Origin of the sequence: Streptomyces sp. NBC_00846 (assembly GCF_045207325.1) — a bacterium.
In the GTDB taxonomy this organism is placed as follows: domain Bacteria; phylum Actinomycetota; class Actinomycetes; order Streptomycetales; family Streptomycetaceae; genus Streptomyces.
Genome location: NZ_CP108846.1, coordinates 6754884 through 6778202, shown reverse-complemented (window position 1 = coordinate 6778202; position 23319 = coordinate 6754884). Strand labels below are relative to the sequence as shown.

General features: G+C 67.8%; 20 protein-coding genes. 10 read left to right on the top strand and 10 right to left on the bottom strand.

Features of this window, described 5'->3' with window-relative positions; genetic code table 11:
• Positions 1-8: 8 nt before the first annotated feature.
• Positions 9-452: an ATP-binding protein gene (locus OG936_RS31100; RefSeq protein WP_406499233.1), complete on the bottom strand. Its 444-nt coding sequence runs from the start codon at positions 450-452 to the stop codon at positions 9-11.
• 371 nt (positions 453-823) lie between these two features.
• Between OG936_RS31100 and OG936_RS31095 the strand changes: the two genes are divergently transcribed.
• Entirely contained in the window at positions 824-1678 is an 855-nt protein-coding gene (locus OG936_RS31095) for a Scr1 family TA system antitoxin-like transcriptional regulator (RefSeq protein ID WP_406499231.1), read from the top strand.
• A complete protein-coding gene (locus OG936_RS31090) occupies positions 1675-1863 on the top strand; it encodes a DUF397 domain-containing protein (protein WP_406499229.1) in 189 nt (62 codons plus the stop codon). The genes OG936_RS31095 and OG936_RS31090 overlap by 4 nt, the downstream gene beginning before the upstream one ends.
• 95 nt (positions 1864-1958) lie before the next feature.
• Here OG936_RS31090 and OG936_RS31085 read toward each other — a convergent pair whose 3' ends face one another.
• Entirely contained in the window at positions 1959-2606 is a 648-nt protein-coding gene (locus OG936_RS31085; protein WP_406499227.1) for a hypothetical protein, read from the bottom strand.
• A 311-nt stretch (positions 2607-2917) separates the two neighbouring features.
• Positions 2918-3583, bottom strand: coding sequence for a competence protein CoiA family protein (locus OG936_RS31080; protein ID WP_406499226.1), 666 nt, complete (start codon positions 3581-3583; stop codon positions 2918-2920).
• A 187-nt stretch (positions 3584-3770) separates the two neighbouring features.
• On the opposite strand from OG936_RS31080, the gene OG936_RS31075 reads away from it, so the two are divergent.
• The 3 genes from OG936_RS31075 to OG936_RS31065 all read left to right on the top strand — a co-directional run bounded on the left by OG936_RS31075 (position 3771) and on the right by OG936_RS31065 (position 6895).
• Positions 3771-4175 carry a hypothetical protein gene (locus OG936_RS31075; RefSeq protein ID WP_406499224.1) on the top strand — a complete coding sequence of 135 codons (405 nt, stop codon included), beginning with the start codon at positions 3771-3773 and terminating at the stop codon, positions 4173-4175.
• 230 nt (positions 4176-4405) lie between these two features.
• A complete protein-coding gene (locus tag OG936_RS31070) occupies positions 4406-4885 on the top strand; it encodes a hypothetical protein (RefSeq protein ID WP_406499222.1) in 480 nt (159 codons plus the stop codon).
• Between the two features lie 642 nt (positions 4886-5527).
• Positions 5528-6895, top strand: coding sequence for a hypothetical protein (locus OG936_RS31065; RefSeq protein WP_406499221.1), 1368 nt, complete (start codon positions 5528-5530; stop codon positions 6893-6895).
• A gap of 27 nt (positions 6896-6922) precedes the next feature.
• On the opposite strand, the gene OG936_RS31060 is transcribed toward OG936_RS31065, so the two are convergent.
• The 3 genes from OG936_RS31060 to OG936_RS31050 all read right to left on the bottom strand — a co-directional run bounded on the left by OG936_RS31060 (position 6923) and on the right by OG936_RS31050 (position 11224).
• Positions 6923-9064: a tetratricopeptide repeat protein gene (locus OG936_RS31060; protein WP_406499219.1), complete on the bottom strand. Its 2142-nt coding sequence runs from the start codon at positions 9062-9064 to the stop codon at positions 6923-6925.
• A gap of 156 nt (positions 9065-9220) precedes the next feature.
• Positions 9221-10141, bottom strand: coding sequence for a maleylpyruvate isomerase family mycothiol-dependent enzyme (locus OG936_RS31055; protein ID WP_406500677.1), 921 nt, complete (start codon positions 10139-10141; stop codon positions 9221-9223).
• Positions 10142-10513: 372 nt separating this feature from the next.
• On the bottom strand, positions 10514-11224 hold the full coding sequence (locus tag OG936_RS31050) for a hypothetical protein (RefSeq protein ID WP_406499217.1): 711 nt from the start codon (positions 11222-11224) through the stop codon (positions 10514-10516).
• 236 nt (positions 11225-11460) lie between these two features.
• On the opposite strand from OG936_RS31050, the gene OG936_RS31045 reads away from it, so the two are divergent.
• The 5 genes from OG936_RS31045 to OG936_RS31025 all read left to right on the top strand — a co-directional run bounded on the left by OG936_RS31045 (position 11461) and on the right by OG936_RS31025 (position 17913).
• Positions 11461-12189 (top strand): response regulator transcription factor, encoded by a 729-nt coding sequence (locus OG936_RS31045; protein WP_406499215.1) that lies wholly within the window; start codon positions 11461-11463, stop codon positions 12187-12189.
• A gap of 37 nt (positions 12190-12226) precedes the next feature.
• Entirely contained in the window at positions 12227-14200 is a 1974-nt protein-coding gene (locus OG936_RS31040; RefSeq protein ID WP_406499213.1) for a sensor histidine kinase, read from the top strand.
• A 233-nt stretch (positions 14201-14433) separates the two neighbouring features.
• Complete coding sequence (locus OG936_RS31035) at positions 14434-14862, top strand: hypothetical protein (protein WP_406499211.1); 429 nt, start codon at positions 14434-14436, stop codon at positions 14860-14862.
• A 273-nt stretch (positions 14863-15135) separates the two neighbouring features.
• Positions 15136-15795 carry a class F sortase gene (locus OG936_RS31030; protein WP_406499209.1) on the top strand — a complete coding sequence of 220 codons (660 nt, stop codon included), beginning with the start codon at positions 15136-15138 and terminating at the stop codon, positions 15793-15795.
• Positions 15796-15963: 168 nt separating this feature from the next.
• Positions 15964-17913, top strand: a complete 1950-nt coding sequence (locus tag OG936_RS31025; protein ID WP_406499207.1) for a DUF262 domain-containing protein — start codon at positions 15964-15966, stop codon at positions 17911-17913.
• Positions 17914-18040: 127 nt separating this feature from the next.
• Here OG936_RS31025 and OG936_RS31020 read toward each other — a convergent pair whose 3' ends face one another.
• From OG936_RS31020 to OG936_RS31005, 4 genes are all read right to left on the bottom strand, one after another.
• A complete protein-coding gene (locus tag OG936_RS31020; protein ID WP_406499205.1) occupies positions 18041-20110 on the bottom strand; it encodes an Hsp70 family protein in 2070 nt (689 codons plus the stop codon).
• On the bottom strand, positions 20107-20748 hold the full coding sequence (locus OG936_RS31015; RefSeq protein WP_406499203.1) for a hypothetical protein: 642 nt from the start codon (positions 20746-20748) through the stop codon (positions 20107-20109). The genes OG936_RS31020 and OG936_RS31015 overlap by 4 nt, the downstream gene beginning before the upstream one ends.
• A gap of 61 nt (positions 20749-20809) precedes the next feature.
• Entirely contained in the window at positions 20810-22504 is a 1695-nt protein-coding gene (locus tag OG936_RS31010) for a hypothetical protein (protein WP_406499202.1), read from the bottom strand.
• A gap of 133 nt (positions 22505-22637) precedes the next feature.
• Complete coding sequence (locus OG936_RS31005) at positions 22638-23201, bottom strand: hypothetical protein (RefSeq protein ID WP_406499200.1); 564 nt, start codon at positions 23199-23201, stop codon at positions 22638-22640.
• Between the last annotated feature and the right edge of the window lie 118 nt (positions 23202-23319).

Sequence of the window (23319 nt, the reverse complement as noted above, 5' to 3'; positions counted from 1 at the left end):
ATGCGCCCTCAGCAGAGCACTTCGGCCCACACGCACTTGGTACAGGCATCGAGAACCGCGCATCCCCAGCGGCTCGCGTACGCCTCGACGAGCAGCAGACCGCGCCCGGTCTCGTCAACCGGATCGCAGGGCTTCGGAGCTGTAGCCGGGAGGAGGCGTTCGGGACGGGTGTCGGTCACCTCGATACGGACGGCCTCGGGCAACAACCGCAGCGTCAGCCGGAAGTCGCGTCCCTGCAGACGCCCATGGGTGATCGCGTTGGACGCGAGCTCTGCCGTGACAAGAGCGACGGCCTGCGCGGCGGCCGAATCGTGTGGGACTCCGCGCCACTCGGTCAGTTGCTGAACGGCGAGTGTACGGGCGAGTCGTGCACCGCGGCGGGTGCTGCTGAGCCGCAGCGTGAACTCGGTTGCCGGACGGGATGGTTCCGCCAGTTGGTTCGATGGATTCACCCCGTCATGATTTCCCCGTAAGGCGACTCCGACCAGGCACTTTTCCCGTACGGCAGACAGGAGTACGGAGAGCGGGGGCACAGCGCGGAACGTTGTACGGACGAACGTCACGTCGGGCCGGGCCGGGTCCATTTCGCCGGTACCGGACGGTTCCCGCTCGGGGAGGTGTCCGGGCAGCGAGTTCGCTGATCGTCTGAGACCGCGAATCCTGGGCATGTTCGCCGTCCGCCCCGGACTGCACGCAAGCCGCCGGGGCACGTACGGTCAGTGAGCGTACGGACACGCTCAGCGGACGACGCGCGACTTGATGTCTCACTATGGGCGAGTTGAGCGCGGAGAGATCACGTGCATGCACCTGGAGGTGGCCGCGTATGACGACCGACGAAGCAGACGTGACGCTGGGCGAATACGAGCGGGAACCCGACCCCTCGGACAGCCTGCGCACCTTCGGGGCCGTCGTCCAGGCTCTGCGTGTACACGCGGGACTCAGCCGGTCCGACTTCGGCGAGCAGGTCAGGTTCTCCAAACACACCGTGGAGTCGGTGGAGTTGGGGCGCCGCATGCCGGACGACGCTTTCGTGGAGCGCGCGGAACAGGCACTGGGGAACACGGGCGCGCTGCGGAAGGCGTCGACCCATCTGACTCGGGGCGAGCCGGGGTTGGCTGCGTGGTTCCGCAGGTGGGCGCGGCTGGAGAAGGTGGCGGTGAGCCTGTGCACGTACGAGTGCAGGCTGGTGCCGGGATTGTTGCAATCGGAGGGGTATGCGCGGGCTGCATTCGACAACAGCATTCCGCCGCAGTCGGACGAGCAGATGGAAGCCCAAGTGACAGCTCGCATGGAGCGTCAGCAACTCATCCGCGAGCGCCCCAACACATCGTTCAGTTTCGTAATGGAGGAGCACATCGTCAGGCGTCGTCTCGGCGGAACAGAGGTCACTCAAGGGCAACTCGACATCATCCTTGACTTCGCCGAGCTCCGAAACGTATCGGTGCAAATCATGCCGATCAACAGCGTGTGCCATGCGGGTCTGGACGGTCCGTTGGCTCTCGCGGAGACATCGGACGGCAGGCGCCTCGCTTACTCCGAGGGGCAGAAGAACGGGCGCTTGATCGCGGACCCGACCGAGGCCGCCGTTCTGCACCAGCGATATGCAACACTCCGCTCACAGGCCCTGACCCCACTGGACTCCCTGGGCCTGCTGAAGCAGATCAGAGGAGCGCTATGACTGACAGCAGCGAGCTGGCCTGGTACAAGTCCAGCTACAGCGGAACCGAGGGCGACAACTGCATCGAGATCGCAGTAGCCGAACAGGCAGTCTGCGTACGTGACTCCAAGGATGTAGCACGCCCACACTTCTCCGTCGGGCATGACGAATGGGCGAGGTTCGTGAGTTCCGTCGCTCACGACTGACCCGCGCGATCGTTGCTGCGGGGCCGGGCCGGGGTCAGTACCCCGACTCCGGCCCCAGGCACGTGCACGGCTCTTCAGTACGGCGAAGTCCCGGATCAGACGCGCGTGACCAGAAAGTCGCCGCTCGCGGAAAGCCTGTGGCTCCGTACATCAACGAGCCACCGGGCCTGGGCCGCCTGCGCGGACGGCACCGGGCGGTCCAAGTGGTCCAAGACGTGGGCGTACAGAGGGTGGACACGATTCGCCCGGGCCGCGACAAGAGCCGAGAGAGGCGGCCTGCTGTGCGGAGTCATGCGGTCTGTCTCGACCAGGACGGACACTTTGTCATCCGGGTGGAGCCCGGGCAGACGGTCGTCGAGCCGACTGCCGAGATCCATCCATGTGAGCGGTCGGGAAACGCGTGCTGCCATGCGAAAGGTAGGTCTGATCAGGTCGGCACACGCCTGGATCTCGCGGAAGCTCGGCCGCGCGATGAGCAGATTCGCATGGGCCCGCCAGCGGGCCATACGTGATGTGAGGTCGGAGGTCGGTGGGCTCCACATCGCCGACACACAGGTCCCTGCCTCGCAGAGCACCGACTGGAGCTGATCCAGGTGGAGGTGGTCGCCCACGAGATCGAGGTGGTCGAGGAGCCGCACCAACCGCCTGCCGGTCCGCTCGTCGTCCCGGGAAAGCAGCTGCGCCGGCGTGACGGCTGTGAGGTGGGGGTGGGGAGCGGCGAGGACCGGTGCCGTCGGCTCCACGGTTTGGCACGGGGCCGCCGCAGCTCCATCACCGAAGACCGTTCGAGCGCGGTGCCGTCGGCTGGACGCCGAGAGCGATTCTCCGTCCTGGCTGCCATCCCGGGCGGGCTCGAGAAGCAGGTCGCGCCCCGGTCCTCTCCGGCCTGCCGATTCCGTGGATCCTGCCTGCTGTCTCTCGGGTATCAGCGGATCGGTCGGCACGCGGGCGCCGGTCCGCCCGCGCGGGGCGGCGGAACCACGGGGTTCCTTGCCCCGCTGGACGAGGCCACCGGGGGTGAGAGCGAGACCCGGAGTCTGGATGCCGAACGAGGTCAGACGGCAGGCGGAAGGGGAACCCATTCGACCGGGGTGTCGGGATACTGGGTTCCGATCTCCACAATGCGTGTGGCTCCGGACGGTCGGCATCGGATGCGAAGGGCGTGCCCCTGCCGGTCCACCTGCCAGTTGGCCAGCATGCTGTCCGGACCGAAGAGCCACTCGATGCCTGCCCATTCGCTCCGGAGGCGGGAGTCGTCCGCCTCCCACAACGCCTTGGACTTGACGGCGAGCTGAACGCGGAGCAGCCGTGGCTGTCGGCCAAGGGTGTACAACACATCGACCCGCTCACGCAGCGCTTGGCCCTTCTGCTTGTAGCGGGGCTGGACACCTTTGAAGTTCTGCTGCTTCAGCCAAGTGGCGAGTGCGCGCCCCATGTAGAGGTGATCCTCGCTGGCCTCGTTCGTCGCGCTTCGCCGGCAGTGCGCTGAGGCGATGTGGGCAAAGTGGCACTTCTTGTCGCGGTACTTGCGCGCGGCCAGCTTCTTGCCGCAGCCGCCGAGAAGCCTGCCGCAGTAGAAGTCCTTCTGCGGATGGAGGCGGATGAACCTGTCGTACTCCACCACGTCCATCGGCAGATAGACCGGCGAGTCCGCCCCGGGAGAACCCGATACTGCCGTCTGGACTTTGCGGGTGTCCTCTTCATCGACGGACAGGAGCATGACGTACTCCGGGCGGATGCGGTGGGGCGGGGTGAGGGCGCAGGTGTAGTTCTCGCCGTCGACCAGGGGTTTTCCAGGGTAAGCCCGACGGCCACACGGTCGTACTCGGCAAGGATGAGGCCCTTGAACCGTCGCCGAAGAGAAATCCCCTGAGCATCGGCAGCGATCTCCTGCGATTCTTCTTTCCATGTCCGCACGAAATCGAAGACTGCCCAGGCACTGCGCCTGGCCACTGACCACCACCGACATCAACGGGTGTCTCGGCACCTGCATGACCCGCGTCACAGACCTGCGGTTTCTCACCGGACATGACAGCGGGACCATCGTTCTGGGCGCCGAATGGGTCGCTCCGCACCCCTTCAACTACGGTCGCGGCATCCACCCCGACATGGTGGGCGTACGTATAGACGTCCATCCGGTCGAGGCCATCGAGCGTGCTGCCACCCGCGCTGTTCTACGGGCGCAGGCCCTCCCACAACTCCACGAGTGGATCACGCAGGCGATCGCTGCCGACGAGACCTGGCAACTGACCCCTCACCAGCACTACTGGCGACTCACCGACGGCCACCTCACCCACCGCGACGAAGCGTGAAGCAACAGACAAACCAAGGGGCCGCACCCGGGCTTCAGGACGCCCGGCTCCGAATCGGGGTTCCGAGGTGCCGGGTGACGGGGTGTCAGGGCGTCGGCCCCAGGGATCTCTCGGGGTTCTCACCCACGGGATGCCGGGGGTTGATCCAGTCGCCCGGACGACGCCGGCTCCGTAGGTTCTGCGGTGGAATCGACACACCGCTCCACGCCACAGCCCACGGAGGCCCACCAGTGACCGCCCCATCGCGTCGGCAGACGCGCATCTCTCACCCGCTCGTCGCGGCCTTCGTGCGGTTCGTCGTGTGCGGTGGTGGTGTCGGGCTGGCGGCGAGCGGGGCGCTCGTCCTGCTCAGCGACCGGATACCGATGGTTGTTGCCAACGCGCTGGTCACCGTCGTTTCCACGGTGATCGCGACCGAGCTGCACCGGCGGGTCTCCTTCCGGAGCGAGCGCAAGGGGTGGGGGGTCCATCTCCAGTCCGGGGTGACGGTCGCCGTGAGCTATGCGTTCACGACGGGGGCGCTGTTCTGTCTGTACGCCGTGCGGTCCGAGCCCTCGGCTCTGGTCGAGCAGACGGTCTATCTGTCGGCGTCCGCTCTGGCGGGGATCGGACGGTTCGCGCTGCTGCGGGTCGTCGTCTTCGGCGACCGGAAGCAGACCCAGTCGCGCGATGACTCGTTGAGCAAGGCTGCGGTGGCGATGGCTGCGTGAGGGGTGGCGCCCGGGGCGTACCGTCGGATGCGCGTCGCTCCGTCGCCCCCTGTCGGCTCTGCTCCGCCCCCTTGGTCGGCGCGGTGGTCGCGCTGGTCGACTATCGTGGCCGGTCGCGCGGGCGGCATGGGTCCCACGGGGTGGGCCGGGGCGGATGAGGGGCGTACGGATGGAGAACGGGCGGGCCGAGCGGGTGCGGGTGCCGGTGGGTGACGACGCGGCGCGGTGGACGACCCGGGGCAAGTGCTTGCGCGTGCTCGTCGTCGTACACAACGTGACCGCCGCGACCCGGCTGCTCGACGTACTCCCCCTGTTCGACGACGACTGGCGTGTCCAGCTGCTGGTGACCTGTACGGGCTCTTCGGCATTCGCGGCGGGCACGGCAGAGTTGCTAGCCGATACCGGGGTGCCGGTCGTGCCGTACGAGCAGGCGGCCGAGACGGAGGCGGATCTGATCATCTCCGCCAGTTTTGGCGGTCAACTCGACTTTGTCACGGGGAAGTTGGCCATTCTTTCGCACGGGGTTGGCTACACTAAGAGGCTGGCAACACCGGACACCGGACACCGGACACCGGGTCGGGGTCGGGGGCAGTGCCCGTGCCCGTCTTCGGGCTCGCGCCGGAGTGGCTTCTGTCGCGGGGCGTGCCCGTCGCTGACGCGCTCGTCCTCTCCCACCCCGAGCAGTACGAACGATTGCGCATCGCCTGCCCCGAGGCGGCGCCGACCGCCGTTCTCGCCGGGGACCCCTGCTTCGACCGGATGCTCGCCGCCCGGCCCCATCGCGAGCGCTTCCGCCGCGCGTTGGGGGTGCGGCCTGGGCAGCGGCTCGTGCTGCTCAATTCGACCTGGAACTCCGATTCACTGGTCGGTGACGGCGAAGAGGGCGGTGGTGACGTCATCGCTGCGCTGCTGGATCGGGTCGCCACGGAGTTTCCCGTGGACGAGTACCGGTTCGCGGCCATACTGCACCCCAACGTCTGGCACGGCCACGGACCCGGTCAGATCCGTTCCTGGCTCGATCGCGCGCGGCGCGGCGGGCTGGCGCTGATCGATCCGCTGAAGGGGTGGCGGCAGGCTCTGCTGGCCGCCGATGCGGTGATCGGGGACCACGGTTCCGTCACGTATTACGCGGCCGCCCTCGGCACTCCTGTGCTGCTGGGCGCCGCACCGCTCGACGCCCTGGATCCCGATGCGCCGATCTCCGCGTTCATGCGGGAGGCGCCACAACTGGACCCCGAAGCATCGCTGGCGGCACAGATCGAGAGACTCATCGCCCGTCACCGGCCGTTGCCGGGGCCCGCCGAATTCACCACCTCCGTGCCGGGCGAATCCGCGGAGCGCCTGCGCAGGCTCTTCTACTCGATGATGGGAGCGCCGGAGCCCGCCCGGCCGGCCTCCTTGGAGCCGCTCCCGCTGCCCGATTACGAGGCCGGAACGGTCACTGTGCCCCTGCGCGTTCTCTCGCAGGTACGCGGGACGGGCGAGATCGCGGTCAGTCGCTGGGCGGGGCCGCCCCCGTGGACGCGTGCGGACAGCGGCGGCGATGGTGATGGCGACGATGACGGCTACGGTTACGGTGAAATGCACGTCGCCGTGCACGAAGACACCCGTGACGTGGACCAGTTGGATCTCGCCGATGTCATCTTCCGGGACGGGGCACCGGGCGATCCGCGCTTCGGGTCCCCGTCGATCTGGACCGCCGAGGTGCTCCGCCGCTATCAGTGCTGTTCACTCGCGGCCTATGTGACCGGGCCGTCCGCGTGTGTGGTCCGGATGCGTGGCGAAGAGCCGCTGTGGGTGGTGGCGGCGCCCGCGCCCGCCACGGAGGGCGTCCGCGGTGTGGATCCCGCCGTGTACGCCTCAGCCCTGTACGCCTGGCTGGCGACGAGCGACCACGATGCGGGCGCCCCCGACAAGCGGCTCGCGCGAGCCGCTGCCGACGGCCTCTCCGTGCGGACAGGTGCTCGGCTGCACCACGTACGCATCGAGCCTCTGGCACCTCTGGGATGACGGAGGTGCCGGAGCCGGGAAGAGCGCCTACGGGGTGACGGTCGTGCAGCGTTCTCGCATGCGTCGCAGATGTGTCAGGTGGTACTCCGCGCGCTGGCCGTCGAGTGTGGCGATCGCCTCGTCGATCAGGGGCAGTGCCGCTTCGGTGTCCTCTCCGTCCAGCCAGGTCTCGGCCAGATCGGTGAGCGTCCGGGCCGTGTTGTACGTATCGCCGCTCACCCGGAAGCGGCGCAGTGCGGACTCCAGCCTCTCCCGGGCCTCCGCTCCCCGCCCGAGCCCGCGCAGAGCTCGTCCGCGGTGGCGCTCCAACAGGGCCTCGGCACGTGGCAGATCAGCTGCTCCTTCATCGTGCGCTCCCAGCGTGCTCAGGATGCCGTCCGCTTCCTCGAAGCACTCGTACGCCTCCTGGTAACGCCACTGACGCAGTCTCAGCAGCCCCAAGAACTCCACGGCCGAGGCGTGGCCTCGCTTGTGGCCTGCCGATTCCTCGGCCCGAGCCGCAGCCAGCGACTCCGCCTCCGCTTCCTCCCAACGTCCCAATTCGGTGAGACTGTGCGCCAGTTGGGCGTGGAGCGCTCCGGCGTCGAGGCTTCCCGGGAGATGGGAGTCGACGAGCCGCGCTCCGATGCGCAGCGCGGGCAGCAGCATCTCGTGATGCCCGGCCTTGAGCTGCAGTGGCCACAGGGAACGGCACAGGTGTACGGCGGTGTCCGGTTGGCCGGACTCCTCGGCGCAGCGAACGGCCTCGACCAGATTGCCCGACTCCGCGAGCAGCACGTCGAGGGCGGCGCCCCGGTCCTCGTATACCTGCCCGGACCGCTCGTCGGAGGGTGCCGGGACGCGCCAGCTCTCCGGGAGTGCCTGGTGGGCCGCCGATGCCGCCAGGTCCGCGTAGGCGAGGAGCGTGCGGGCCAGGGCTGCCGAGCAGGCCGCGATTCCGTCCACGCGGATCGCTGTCGCCTCGGCGTGTGCACGGACTCCGGGGCGGTAGTGGTAGCGCCCGTTGTCGCGTCCGCTCCGGCTGCGCTCCAGGAGCATCCTGTCGGCAAGATTTTCCAGGAGTCCGGCCGTGACCGCCGGGTCCAGACCGGTGGTCCGTCCCGCCGCCGCGGCATCGAAGGCAGGCCAACCGCGCAGCGCCATCAGCCGGTACAGCGTGCCGGCTTCCGGCGTCAGGAGCTGGTAGTTGTCCTCTGCCGCCCCTTGGACCGGGTCACCGTTCACCGCGGCGCTGCGCGGCGGAAGGGTGGGGGCGGAGAGCCGGTCCGCCGCTGCACGCAGGGCGTACGGCGATCCGCCGCACCGGTCGAGCAGCGACGGCAACGTGGCACGAGCCGCGGCGACGGCGGATTTGCCGGTGATATCGGTGAGCAGACGCACGGCGTCCCGGTCGGTGAGCGGACCGACGGGGACCCGTACGGCGTCGATCCCGGGGAACGGGGTCCGGGCGACCACGATCGTGAACACCCCGGGCGCCGACGTGAGGAACGGCCGGACCTGGGCCGCCGAGTGCGCGTGGTCGAGCACGACCAGGAGCCTGCGGTCCGCCACACAGTGCCGGAAGAACTCACCGAGCCGGCCGGTCGCGGGTGGCATCTCTTCGTCCCGCACGCCCAACTGGCGCAGCAGCGTGCGCAGTACGGTTCCGACGTCGCGTGCACTCCCGGCGCCCCCGCCACCGAGGTCGGCGTAGATCTGGCCGTCCGGGAAGAGCCGGGTCGGCCGGGATCCGAAGTGCACGGCGAGCGTGCTGGACCCCATGCCGTCCGGGCCGTGCACCAGGGCGAGGCGGGGCCGTCCGTCCGCGCGCCGGGACGCCTCGCGCTGGAGTCGCTTCATCGCTTCCTTGCGGTCGGTGAAGAACCTGATGGAGGCGGGGAGGTGTGACCGCGCTGCTGCTCCGACGGGAGTGGGGTTGTCCTGCACCCTTGTCGCGAACGCGCTCCAGGAGGCCGCGAGTTGTGGGTTCGCGCGGATCTGTTCGTGGACCATGCGGGCCACGTCGTCCCGGTCGCCCGGGGCGACGGGCGCGGGGACCTCCCGCCCGACGATTCTGCGTACGAAGCCGCCGGTCGACTCCCAGGCCCATTTGCCGGCCTCGTTGGCCATCCCCGATCCAACCGCGCCGAGTACCGCCGAAATCGCCGCCACCGAAGTGGGATCCAGCATGTCGCGCACTCCTCGTTCCCGGTGTTCCGCGCGATGCGCCCTCCCCGGCACCGCCGCTGCCACCGTGCGGATCAACGTTAGCGTCAGACGGGGCGGCATCTCTTGGACATGGCGATGGTGATCGTCCTGGCTCGACGCGGGAAGATCCGCCGCCGCTCAGGGTGCCGTGAACAGCCTGGGGAACCGGGGAGCGAGCCAGGGTTTGCGGCCCCAGGTGAGGACGCGGCCGCGGGCCATGGCGCCCCATGGGTTGCAGCGGCCGAGTGCTATGAGGAAGAAAGTGACCGGTTCGATGAGGATGACGCAGTCGGGGCGGGTGGGCGGCTGCGGGGTGACGGATGCGGCGCCGTCGGTGAATGTGACGCCGAAGCGGGCGCCGCCCGGCAGGCGGATCGTGTAGCGGGCCGTCAGCCGGGCGGTGGCGTCGGCGTCGGTCACCCGGGGCATCACCGTGGTCAGGAAGGGCAGCGACAGTTCGACGCGGGTGCGGTCGATCATGTGCGGGCGGCCCAGCGCGCGGGCCAGGTCGTAGCCGTGGCCGAGCATGTGCGTCAGCAGGTACGAGCCCAGCACCACCTGGCTCATCGGCCCCAACGGCGTGACCACGGTCGCGTTCTCGTCCATCCTGTACCGGTCCACCGCCGTGAGGTACGCCTCCGCGTGCGCCACGATCATCCCGGCCAGCGGTTCGGCGCCCCGTTCCTCGAAGGCGGCGAGCGCGCGCTCGTTGGCCGCGGCCAGGCTCTGCGGCGTTCCGTCCCCGTAGGTGCGTTCCTGGCCTGCGGCGATGCCGGCCATCAGCTCGTTGGCCTGCGTCAGGTGCGCCGCCGCCTGCCCTACGGTCCACTCCGAGCCGGGCACCGGGACACTCGTGTCCGCAACTCCGTGCAGCACTTCGGCGATCTCCTCGGCGGTGGCACGTATCGCCTCGCCGAGCCCTTCGGGCAGCACGCCCGGTACGTCGTGTGCGTCGTATCCGGTTCCTGGTTCCACAGTTCTTCCCGCCTCGACCGCTGCCGTGTACTCGCCCGCGTCTGCCCGCTCGTCCGTGTCCGTGCACTCCTCCGCGGACCTCATCACGGATCGCTTCCCTGTCAAGTTCAGCGTGCTGAAGTCGGGATGGCACCAAGCATATGTCGGGCGGCCGGCGAGCTTGTCGGACGATTCGCCGATCAAGATCTTGTGGCATGGCATGCGGCGTGATGATGCGAACGCGAAGCCCACGGGGATACGGCACCCGCGAACGGCGGCAGTCGATGGCCGGCCCACTGACAGCAGAACCTCGATCAGCCGGAGGGCCATGTGCTTGCGCGGCGCGGTCAGGTCCTCCCGCAGCACCGTGTCGATCCAGTTCTTGGCCGGATCCAGCACTGTCACCCGCGGCCGGGCTCCTTCCAAGGCGGCGGCACCGCCGATTCAAGCGCCTGACGGACCGTGCGGCGCCCCGGTTCAGCCCTGCAGCCAGATCCGCAGCGGAGCGACCGGCTGGAAGCCGTGGCGGACGGCGACCGCCAGATCCTGCCCGTGCTCATAGCCGACCACGGGCAGGCCGGGAAACAGTCGGTGCACCGCGTCCAGCACGACCGGCCAGGCCGCGTCAGGGCCGCCTTCCAGGGCGAAGACGTTGGAAATTCCGACCACATGGTCGCTGCGGCTCGCCACCGCTCCGGCAATCACCCGGCCGTCAGGTGACTGTCCGGCGAGCACGAAGGTGGCCGGGTCGTCGAGCAGCTCGGGCCGGAAGAGGCCCGCGTCGCCCTCCCCGTCGTCCCAGGCGAGCGCCCAGGCACGCAACATGTCCGGGTCACCCGCCACGTCCCAGGCAAGATCCGAAGAGATGGCAGGCGCACCCGCCGGGCGGTGGATCCACTGCGCCTCGAACAGCACCTGGAAACCGGCCTCCGTCAGGTCGAGATCGGCGAAACTGTCCTTGACCGAGGCGCCGGGCGCGGTGATGTCGATCCGCTCTGCCAGCGCGGCCGGGTCGGCACCGGGCACCAGCGTCACCGCGTCGGGGTAGTACAGGGGTGTGCGGGTCGGGGCCGCCCAGGCCTGTGTCCCGAACTCGCCCGCCACGTCGTGCGATCGGCTCATCGCCGCGCACCAGTCGGCGTTGTTGCGGGCGGCGGTCTGGACCAGGAGCTGCTTCGGCGTCGTCACGAGTGCGGAGCATGCCCCGCGCCGGACAGATCCGTCGAGCGGTTTCCCACTGCCCGCTGGATGAACGCTCCGCCCCACGGTGGCAGAACCCACTGACGTACTCCTGGCGGATAACAGCCCACGGTCCGCTTCAACACGCAGACCCAACGGGAAAGACGACCCATGGTAGGAGGTCGGCCCGCTCGGCGTCCGCGGTGCCACCAGGTGCCCGCGCGGGCTCATCTACGATCGTACGCGTGTGCGCAAACGTCATAGTCGCCGAAGACGACGAGAAGCAGGCCGAACTCGTACGCCGCTACCTCGAACACGAGGGGCACGCGGTCAGAGTCGTCGGGGACGGCCTCGCGGCCCTCGCCGAGGTCCGGCACCGGGAGCCCGATCTGCTGGTGCTCGACGTGATGATGCCGCGGGCCGACGGTCTGGACGTCGTACGTGTGCTGCGCGCCGAGCGCCGGGAGGTGCCGGTGCTGATGCTCACGGCCCGCAGCACCGAGGACGATCTGCTGCTGGGCCTGGATCTCGGCGCGGACGACTACGTGACGAAGCCGTACAGCCCACGTGAGTTGATGGCGCGTGTACGGACGCTGCTGCGTCGCGCCCGTCGGGTTGCGACGGATGCCGACCCCACCGCGGACCAGATACTGACGGTGGGTGCACTGATCGTCGATCCGGTCCGGCACGAGGTGTCGGTCGACGGCCGGTTCGTGGAGTGCACGCCCGGCGAGTTCCGGATTCTCGCCGCCATGGCGACCGAGCCGGAGCGGGTCTTCACCCGGCAGCGGCTTCTGGAGGAGCTGCACGGCTTCGACCGGTACATCAGCTTTCGCACGGTCGACGTGCACATCATGAACCTGCGGAAGAAGATCGAGCCCGCACCGCGTCGGCCGGCGCGGCTGCTCACCGTATTCGGTGTGGGGTACAAGCTGACGGATCCGGTTAGGAACGCGTCGCGTGCGTCGTCGTAGCGCGGGTCGTAGAGCGGGTCGTAGCGGGGTGGGTGACGTGTCCGTTCGTCCTGAGCGGCAGGCCCGACTGCCACTCCGCAAGAGTCTGTTCGGCCGCCTGCTCGCGGTATCCGCGCTGGTGGCGGCGTGTTCGGTGGCCGCAACCGCCTGGCTCGCCGTCCAGACCACGTCCGGCGCCATCAAGCGGGAGCAGGGGCAGAATCTCACCGCCGACGCCCGGATCTACAACACCCTGCTCGGATATGCGGCGGCCCATTCCACCTGGGACGGCGTCGAGAACACCGTGCGTGACCTGGCGCAGCAGTCCGGCCGGCGGATCACCCTCACGACCGAACAGCGCCGGCCCCTCGCCGATTCCGTCACCCTGCCGTCACCGCCCGCGCTGCCGCCCCAGGCGTCGGCGATCGTCGATCCGCTGTCCGTGGACACGGCGCTGTCCCGGACGGTGGGCCTGGCGGCGGGTGCCACGTCCGACCGCGTGGACCCGCGCGCGGTCGGTCCGTTCCGGCTCCCGAAAGCCGAACGTGCGGCCCTGCAACGTGCCGCCGAGCGGAGTGTGGCCTGCCTGAGCCGGTCCGGGGTCGCGGCGGACGCGGTCCAGGAGCCGAGTGGCCGGCCGCACATAGAGGTCGTCGGCAACGATCCCGGCCGGGTGGAGGACACCCGGTGCGCGTCCGACGACCTGTCCTACCCGACAGCGACCGAGCGCAAGGCGCTGGGGGAGCTCAGCCAGTTGGCCAATGCGTGCCTGAAGCGTCAGGGCCGCGCGGGCGTGGAGCTCAATCTGGACCTGTCCTGGGGCAGCCGTCTGGAACCGGTACCGAGGGCGGTTGCCGGAGTCCGGACGGCCGTCCCCGTACCCAGCGTCCGCACCGGCGACGACGACCGGGCCACCGCCTCCTGTGTGGGTACGGCCCGGCGCGAGCAGCTCAGTGCCTATGTCGCCTCGCCCGCACTGCTGTTCATCGGCGACGAGGGCAGCACGACCGTTCCCGGCTTCGCTCTCTCCCCGGCGAACACCGCGAAGATCGCGGGCGCCGCGGCGCTCGTCCTGGCACTCACCGTCGGCGCCACGGTCCTGGCCGGGGCACGGCTCGTACGTCCGCTGCACGCCCTCACCGGTGCGGCGCAGCGGATGCGGGACGGGGAGGACTCGGCGCCCGTACTGGTCACCGACGACAACGAGATCGGGCGCCTCGCCGCGGCCTTCAACGACATGGCCGCCCACCGTGCCCGCCTCGAAGGACAGCGCAAGGACATGGTCAGCGATGTCGCCCATGAACTGCGCACCCCGCTGAGCAATATCCGCGGCTGGCTGGAGGCGGCGCAGGACGGTCTCGCGGAGCCCGATCCGGCGTTCATCTCCTCGCTCCACACGGAGGCCGTGCAACTGCAGCACATCATCGACGACCTTCAGGATCTGGCCGCCGCCGACGCGGGTGTGTTGCGACTGCACCCGGAGCCGGTACGGATCTCAGAGGTGCTGGATCAGGTCGCCGCGGCCCACCAGGGGCGGGCCGAGACTGCGGGAGTCACGCTGGCGGTTCTCACGGCGCCGGTCGACGCCCCCTCTCCCGAGCTGACGGCCGACCCGGTCCGGCTGCGTCAGGCCATCGGCAATCTTGTCTCCAACGCGGTGCGTCACACCCTGGCGGGTGGAAATGTCACCTTGCGCGCGTACGGCTCATTGCGTGCGGACGGCTCCGAGTCCGCGGACGAGGTGGTCGTGGACGTCGCCGATACCGGCAGCGGCATCTCGGCCGACGATCTGCCGCATGTCTTCGACCGCTTCTGGCGCGCCGAGAAGTCCCGTAGTCGCCGCACCGGAGGCAGCGGACTGGGACTGGCGATCGTACGGAAACTCGTCGAGGCGCACGGCGGATCGGTGAGCGTGACGAGCGTCGAGGGGCAGGGCTCGGTGTTCACCCTCCGACTGCCGACTGCCCATGGACGCGGCGGGAACGGGGATGGGGACGGGGACGGGGCCGGTTCCGCAGCTGAGGCCGGGTGAGGGGCATGGCTCGGGTGAGTCGGGAGGGACCTCGGCTGTCATGTCGGGGAACGGTTCCGGCGGCGGGAGCGGTGCGGACAACGGAGAACACGATGCGGGGCGGGTCTGATGCGATGACCACAGCGATCTGACAGCTTCTTCATAACTTCACGCCAGCCTGTCGGCATGCCTTGCGCCCGGTGCGAACCGGCATCCGGGCACCAGCGAGGCCGACCTGGAATGGAGCCATGTCCATGCCCCTCCGTCTGTCCCTCCGTACCGCCGTCCTTGCCGCTGTCGCGGCCGGCGCGGTACTTGTCCCGTCAGCAGCGGCGTTCGCCGACAGCACGCCCACGCCCGCGCCTTCGGCCCCGTCCGTCGAGCCGTCCGCCGCAGCCGCGCGGGGAGCGCAGCCCTCGGTGACGCCCCGGGGCGGGGTCGCCGCCGGCGACACTCCCGCTCCGGTACTTTCCGAGCGAGCTGCCGCGGTAGAGCGAGCGGGTACCACCAAGGGTTCGGCTGCCCCGGCTCCGCGTGGCGGAGTCGACGCGGGTGAGCGACCGGCCGGCACCTCGGGCGACCGCACCACCGCCCTTGCCGGGTCGGCCGCCACCGCTCTGCTGATCGCGGGAGCGGGAACGGTCGTGCTGCGCCGTCGCTCCGCGGCACAGCAGGGCAGCTGAGTCGACGACATGTCACATCACGTCACAACATGTGACATCGCACGGAAGTAGCCGTGTCCGACATGTGACGTTGCACAGTGCGTGACCGTGCACGACATGTGACATCGCACGAACACGTGACATCACGACACGTGACATCACTCGGCAAGTGATATCACTCGGCACGTGACCGAGCACGGCAGTCGACAGCGCACAACAGTCGATCTTCCACGTGGCGCCGCCCCGCCCGGGCGGCGCCACTCCCCTTCTCCGCATCTTCCTGGAGCCCCCACCATGTCCCGTAAACCTCCATCGCCTTGGCGCGCTCTCCTCCCGGCGCTCGCCTGCCTCGCCCTCGCAGGCTGCTCCTCCCCCTCCCCCTCCGACGCCGTGGACGGTTCGTCCGCCGCACCACACGGCAGTGGCGGTTCGTCCGGCGTCCCGGACGCTCTCAGCTCCCCGAAGGAATCGGGTTCCAGGGCGGCGAACGAGCCCGGCTCACCGGAGTCTGCCGCGAGCCCCACCCATGTCAGCATCCCGTCGATCGGGGTGAACAGCTCGCTGATGCGGCTCGGTCTGAACGAGGACGGCACGGTCGAGGTCCCGCCCGCCGAGAAGGGCATGACGGTCGGCTGGTACACCGGGGGCGCGGTCCCCGGAGAACGTGGCGCCGCGGTCCTCATCGGTCACAACGACACCCGCCTCGGCAAGGCCGTCTTCCACGATCTCAGGAAGATCGGCAAGGGGGCGGACATCGCGATCCGCAACGACCAGGGAGCCGAGATCCACTTCAGGGTCACCGGCACGGAGACCGTCAGCAAGAAGGCATTCCCGACCGAGAAGGTCTACGGCACCACCAATGCACGCACCCTGCGTCTCATCACCTGCGACGGCGCCTTCGACGCCCAGGGCCACCCGGTGGACAACCTCATCGTGTACGCGAACCGGAGCTGACGACGGCGTCGAGGAACCGTACTGGCGATGACCTCACATCGGCGCAGGGCGTCCCCCAGGACACCCGGAGCAGGCCCGTGCAAGCCCACCGACTGCTAGTTTTACCAAAAGATCAGGTGCAGTTCTCGGTGGGGGGAATCCGCCGGGTTCGGAAGACGGGCTACGGATATGCAGATCTCCCAGATCCTGGACAAGGTCGACGCGGGCGACATCGCTCTGCCGGAGTTCCAGCGCGGCTATGTGTGGACCCGCGACCAAGTACGCGGCTTCTTCCAGTCGTTGTACCGCGGCTACCCGATCGGCGGCTTCCTCACCTGGAGCACCAAGGCCGAGACGGCCGACACACGCGGCGGAACGACCGGCAAGGACGGCACCATTCAGCTCCTGCTCGACGGCCAGCAGCGGGTGACGACCCTGTACGGCGTGACCCGCGGCCGGCCGCCCCGCTTCTTCGAAGGCAACTCCTCGACACTGACCGGGCTGCACTTCAATCTTCAGACGGAGTCCTTCGAGTTCTACGCGCCAGGGAAGATGAAGGGCAACCCCGTCTGGGTCGATGTGTCGGCACTGTTCCAGGGCGGCATGAGCAGCCAGTGGCTCGCTGTCACTCAACTCGCGGGCCAGGACGCGGCGTTGCTAGGGACTTTCATCGAGCGGCTCAACCGGATCACGCAGATCAAGGACCGCACCGTCCATGTGGACGAGGTCACCGGTGCGGATAAGAGCATCGACGTCGTCGTGGACATCTTCAACCGCGTGAACTCGGGTGGGACCAAGCTCTCCAAGGGCGACTTGGCACTGGCCGCCATCTGTGCGACCTGGCCGGCCGCGCGGCCCACCATGAACGAGGCGTTGGACAACTGGTCGGACGCCGGTTTCGATTTCAAGCTCGACTGGCTGCTGCGCAACGTCAACGCCGTACTCACGGGCGAGGCACAGTTCTCGAAGCTCGCGGATGTCGATGTGGCGCTGTTCCGCACCGGTCTGAAGGAAACCGTCGACTCCGTCTCGTACCTTCTGAACGCGCTCGGCGGACGTCTCGGGCTCGATCACGGACGGGTCCTGAACGGCCGGGCCGCGTTTCCCGTCATGAGCCGTCTGCTCCACCATCACGGCGGCCGGTTCCCGAATGCCATGACCCGCGACCGTCTCTTCCACTGGTACGTCCACAGCTTCCTGTGGGGCCGTCACACCGGAGCCACCGAGACCGCTCTCAACCAGGACCTGCAGGCGCTCGACGACGGTGGCGTCGATCGGCTGATCGACGTACTGCGCCGCAGCCGGGGCGGTCTGCTCACGGTCCGTCCCGACGACTTCGTCGGCTCCAGCATGGGCTCCCGCTTCTATCCCCTTCTCTACCTGCTGACGCGGGTGCACGGGGCCCAGGACTTCGTCAGCGGTGTGCCTCTGCGGGACGGCATGCTGGGCCGCCTCAGCTCTCTCCAGGTGCACCACATCTTCCCCAAGGCCCGCTTGTACGAGCACGGATACAGCCGCGCCGAAGTGAACGCCGTGGCCAACTTCTGCTTCCTGACCCAGGACACGAATCTGCGCATCGGGGCGAAGAATCCTGCGGAATACCTGGAAGAGATCGAGACCCGCATGCCGGGCGCCCTGGCGACGCAATGGATCCCCATGGATCGGGCACTCTGGCAGATCGAGAACTATCCGGACTTCCAGGCCGCCCGCCGCGCACTGCTGGCCGATGCCGCCAACGACTTTCTCCAGGCCCTCCACGACGGCCCCTCGCCGGTGGAGCTCCAGGTGCCGACCGCTCTCGCCACCACGCGAACGGCTGTGTCGGTGGCCGGCTCGGACGATGACGAGGACATCCCGGGCCTGGCCGCCCTGCTGTCGGAACTCGCGGAGGCGGACCTGGCGGCACCGGAGCTGGACAGCGAGGTGAGCGACCCCCGTACGGGAGCCGCCATCACCGTCGCCGCCGCCTACTGGCCCCAGGGCCTCCACGGAGAGGTCGGCGTACCCGTGGTCCTCGCCCCTGACACCACGCCCCTGGAGCAGGCTGCGCTGGAAGCCGGCGACTACCGCGTGTTCCACAGCACGGACGCCCTGCGCCGCTTCATTGGGTACACACGCGAGGACCAGCTGGCGTCCTAACCGGCCTACAGCCAGGAGCTGTCAACCCTGCTGTACCTCATCAGAGTTGCGCAGTACTTCACAACTACTGGACGAGGAGCTTGTGAGGCGCTGGGAACATTATGGACAGTCAGGGGGAGGTGATTCCTCAGCGTCGAAGGCGCCCACGCAAGGAAGCAGGCGGAACCCGCTGCCTGAACACCCATACTCCACGAGAAACAGTCGCCCCCAGCATGCGGCCGGAGGTCCGCAACCAAGGATTGGCCTCCTGGAGCGGCGCGAAGTTGTCGTTGGAGACGATGACGCCCTCGACCGCGCTGGCAATGTCAACGACGAGGCCGTCACCACGCCCCTCCGTGCCCGCCGGCGGTTGCACCACCTGGCGGGCATCGATCGCCGCTTGCACAGCGCCTCGTTCCGATTCGACGACATCGTGCCGGAGGGTCGCGTCCACCACGACATGGATGTCACGCTCCGGGAATTGGCGCCGCAGTGCCAGCACTCCGGCCTCCAACGTCGCAAAGCTCGGCCTGCCACCGGCGCCTCTGCTGGGGCTGGAGACCCAGGCAAGGTTCGATCCATCCACGACCAGCGGCCGCTTGCCGTCGTCGGTCATTGTCGGGGCCTGCGTGGGCAACGAGACGGCAGATACGGGTTCAGCTGTGGGCTCGGCCTCCACGCGCTGCGGATGGGTAGGCCGTGGAATTGTGTGTCCGGGTGCGTCGCGCAAGGTCAGCAGGTCATTGAGCTCCCTCTCGATCTCCGACGACGCCCCTGCGGTGCCGAAGTTCGTCACCAGCTCGTCCAGAACAACCTCGCCAGTCTTCACCAACGTGGCCTTGACCTCCAGCAGGCCCTCCTGCGTGTAGGTGTAGTCCAGCTCGAAGATGCCGTCCTTCGCTGAACAGCGCCGCTTGTACTCCAGAGTGAGGACGGTCAGACACACATTGTCCGGATGGTCGACGCGCTTGTCGGGATCACCCTCCCAAACCTCCACCTCGAGCGACGCGAGATTGTCCTTCGTGGGTGTGTACGTCTTCTTCCGGATTTGCGGCAGGGTCTGATTTCGGGGAATGACCGTGCTGAAACTACGTCGGCCACCAGGTTGAGTCGTCACGGTTCCGAGCGCGTGGGAGTTGACCACTTGCACAATACTGTCCAACTCACGATTGAGCGCGGCGGACGCGATCGCAGCGCCCTTTGCTACCGCAGTCATCGGGTCGCACAGCTCCGGGGCAACCGGGACGACGTCGAGGGCTTCAGCAACTGCTGTCCTGACCGCCGGGATCTGACTGCTGCCGCCGATCATGAGGACAGCGGTCAACTCACCCGGGTCCATGCGGAGGTCATTCAGACACGCTTCCACCGGGTCCAGTGCCCGGTTGATGAGGTCTTGGATCGCCACTGAGAAATCGTGCTGCGTGACCTCGACCCTTTTCCCGTCGGGTGTGGCCACAAAGACACTCTCCTGCTGCGACAAGAGGATCTTGGAACGCTCGATCTCCAGGCTAAACTCGCGCTCTTCTGTAGGCGACCAGACGCGCCGCTTGGGCTCCTCGTCCAGAACCATTTGCCGCAGCCGGGCGTCGATTTCCATGCCGCCGAGCTTGTTGACACCGCGCGATGCCTTCTCGTCGAAGAAACCGTCCCGGTGAAGCAGCAGCGTTGCGTCCATTGTGCCCCCGCCCCAGTCGAAGACGAGGAACGAGCCGTCCTTCTCCATGGCGTGGGCGTAGGAAATGGCAGCGGCGGTGGGCTCGTTCAGAAGAGCCTGGACAGTGATGCCCGCGAACCGGGCGGCCTCACGTGTGCGATACCGCGCAGCTCCCGTGGCATTGGCCGGCACCGTGATAACCGCGCGGTCGATGTCAGTTGCAGCTTCCTCCTGCGCGGCTCTGCCCAAGGAGCGAAAGACTCCGGCAGCGGCAGTTGTGGCAGCGAAGCGTCGGTTGCCGATTATTACGAGCTGCTCGTCGCGGAGCATGCGCTTGCATGCCTCAACCGCGCTCTCCGAACGCAGCTTCGCCTCCCAGCCGAAGAGCGTTCCGGGGCGTGTGGAACTCGTTCCCACGACTGACGGAAAGAGCTGTTCGAAGCCAGGCCTCCGCCAGTCCGCGTCGAGCCCATAGCCGCCAAGCTCCAGGACCTCTACATACTCCCCGTTCCACTGCGCTGCTACGGAGTTGGTGGTGCCGAAGTCGATACCTGTCGCGCTCACTGGGCGCCTCCACCTTCAGTACCGTCCAGCGTTGCCGCGGGGCGATCAAATCGCCGCGCTTGCCCGGAAAGTGCGAGTTTTCCAGTGGCTTCATCGACATAGGCCGGTCGAAGCACCTCGAGGCACTCGCCCTCCCCCTCCGTCACTACGAACAATTCCGCCCGTGTGCAATCGGTAATCCGACTCACCTGGAGGTCAGAAAGGTGCTCGGCCATCGCTCCCCGCACCTCCGACGGCACTGACTGCGCATGCAGCAGCGCATCGATCTCACTAAGTCGCCCGACGAACTGAGCACGGGTTCGGAACTCCGCGAGAACTGCTGTGCGGACAGCACCTGCGATGAAACTTGAGGCTCCCGATCCCTTGTCCACCTCAAGTCCGTCCAGCACACCAGGTAGCGCCGCGACGATACCCTTGATCACCTGAGCAGCATCGAGGGGCTTCATCACGATCGGCTGAACGGCCTTCGCTGCCCGACGGGCCGCCAGACCGGTCACTTTCGGACGCTTCGTGGTGGCATTCGTCCGCACCTGCCCGCAATGATGGCAAACCTTATGCGATGCCCGCTGTCGCTTTTCGGGCTTGACCCGCTTCTGCTGACTCTTCTTGATGGTGATCTTGTTCTGCTTGACAGTCACGGTCAGGTGGCTTTCCTCGTCGACGGGGTGCAAATACGGGCTCTACTCAGAGGTGGCTGGACTACCGGTGCCGGTCGAGGTGCGGAGGCGTGACCCTGAAATCCTCAAGGAGTTCAACGGCGGCCATGGCCCGAACTGCCTCAATCTCTGCTCCACCAGTGGTTGCCGTACGGCGCGGCAAGGGCACAAGCGGAGGCACGATGGACTGCGGGACATCTCGCGGCGTCTCGTACCTCGCAGAGTCGAGAGGCAGCCGAAAGAACACGTCGTCTCCGGCCTCATACCGTCGGGCCTCTTCGATGCGATTTCGTATCCGATTCAGTCGCGCGTATTCGACGACATCGTCCTGTGATTCGCGTACCAAGTCGCGATACCGATCCTCCCAATTATCGAACCCATGAGGCAAACAGATCTCCAGGAACGGATTCATCAGCGGATCACGGTCGTTCTTGGGAGTGGCTCGCCATCCACGTACCAGACGAAGATTGTGGGCGACAAGCCCATCCATTGGTTCCGCACGCGCAAGCAGGTCCTCGGCACTCTTCAGATCGTCTTCGGCGAGAGCGGCGTACGCCATGAAGTTGAGCGCCTCGGCCAGAAGGGACCGCCCCAAGGGCGGCAGGACTGTCCCGTTCTTCTCGTTCTTCGCCACACGGTCAAAGACCTCGGCCTGTTCTCCCGCTTCTACGAGGCGCCCCTCCAATACGAGGTCGTACGCCCGCCGGATGGCTACCCAAGCGTGAAAGTCGCTGAGCCGAGGACTGACGACGGCTTGGGGGTCCCATAGCGCAACCATCAGCGCCCATACACCAGGGTCTGCGAGGAACAACTGCGACCAACTCCCGGTGTAAGAACCGGCCTTGATGTTGCGCAGCCGTGTCCGTTGCTCCGCGGGCAGGGCAGCGTCGAGCTCATCTATCCGGCTGAGGTCACCGTCGGCGACTTCCGTCAATAGATCAAAGATATCTGGCTGCGCCCCGGCCATCTCCAACTCCTCGCCAGCAACGAACGCCTCCCGGCGCATGTAGGCAGTCCAGCCAAGTGCCTGGGCCTCACCACGAGTCAGCCGTTCCGGTGTCAGCCGTGCACGAAGGTAGAGGCCCTCGCCCTCCGGTCGGTGCTTCCAGGGGGCGTCATGTGCCGTGATGGTGGAGCGGTCGATGAGGTCGTCGACGATGGACTCCGGCATCCAGGGGAGTACCTCGGGCAGCAGGTCCTTGGGGAATGCCACGGCTCCGCCCATTGCCACCGACGTGAACAAGGTGTAGGCGGCGCCGCCTGTGGGGCGCCGCCTCAACTGGGCAAGTCGCAGGCTTGGTGCCGTGGAACACAGAATGTCCTGACGATCCGTGCCCTCGGGGGTGAGCCACTGCACTTCGGCGGCGTGAAGCGTCCGGAGGTGACCCAAGACCTCGTCAGGGGTGCTTTGCCTCAGTGCGGCACCAACTGCCGGGAGTAGGCCGTCGGCATCGGGGAACCCGTCCAACGCCTTGCGTAGTTGCTGCGCATGCAGGCCCTCGCAGCCCTCGCCAAGCCGCGTGGATGAGAGTAGCTCCTCGAATACGTCTCGTACGGCAATCACGGCGTCGGCGCCGTTCACCCCGACCCATCGCCACTTGCGGAGAGTGAAACCATTCGGCCGGTGGCTTGATCCGGCGTCCCGCAGTTGCTGCCGTGTTTCCTGCTCGGCCAGCCGCCGGTTCTCAGCCTCGACGGCAGCCTGGTAGGCCGCCACAGGGTCAGTCATGTCATACACCCGAGCAGAGTAACGGTACGCACCGACAATTGTCCTGACCTGCTCCATTCACGGGGATCTCGATTCACGTGGCGCAACATGCCACACACAAGACAGTCAGCAGCTGGAAGGTGTTCCGCCACGCGTCGGCCGCTCAGCCGACCCTCTTCCATTCCGCGCAGCGGTTCGTCTTGAAGTACTCGCCCTTGTTGAGCGTCACGCGACCGGGGCCGTTCAGATTGTTGTTGGCGATGATCGAGCCGAACTCCCCGCTCGCGTCCTTGGCACGCTCCCAGTAGCAGCCGAACGAACTGTCCGGCCCTGTGGTCCTGTACGTCCCTGCTGCGATGTCCTCCCCGACCAGGTACTCCCCGTCCCCGTTGAAGCTCGTGGCCGGGCCGGCCGGTGCCGTCTTCTTCGGCGCTTTCGGCTTCGCGGTCACCGTCTTGGTCACGGTCGGCGCAGGACGGGCCTTCGCGGTCTCGGTCACCGTCACGGTCGGCCCCGGCTTCGCCGATCCGCTCGCTTTGGCGTCCGCGTCGGCTTCCCCGCTCGATCCGATCCCCGTTCCGATGAGCAGGGCGACGAGGCCGACGGCGCCGTGCGTGAGCCACGCCTTGCCGCGGGAGGGCTTGCGCGGCGGGAGGGCGGGCGGGACCGGGACGGTGTACTGGGGTGCGTGGTAGGGGCTGGGACCCTGGTGCTGCGGAGTGCTCATGGTGTTGTGCTCCAAGTCGGCGCTGGGCGCGAGTGGTTCGGGTAGGGTTTGATTCGATGTACGGGGCCACCACGGCGAGTCGGCGGCCCCGGAGGGAGCGGGCGGGCGCGGTCCGCGT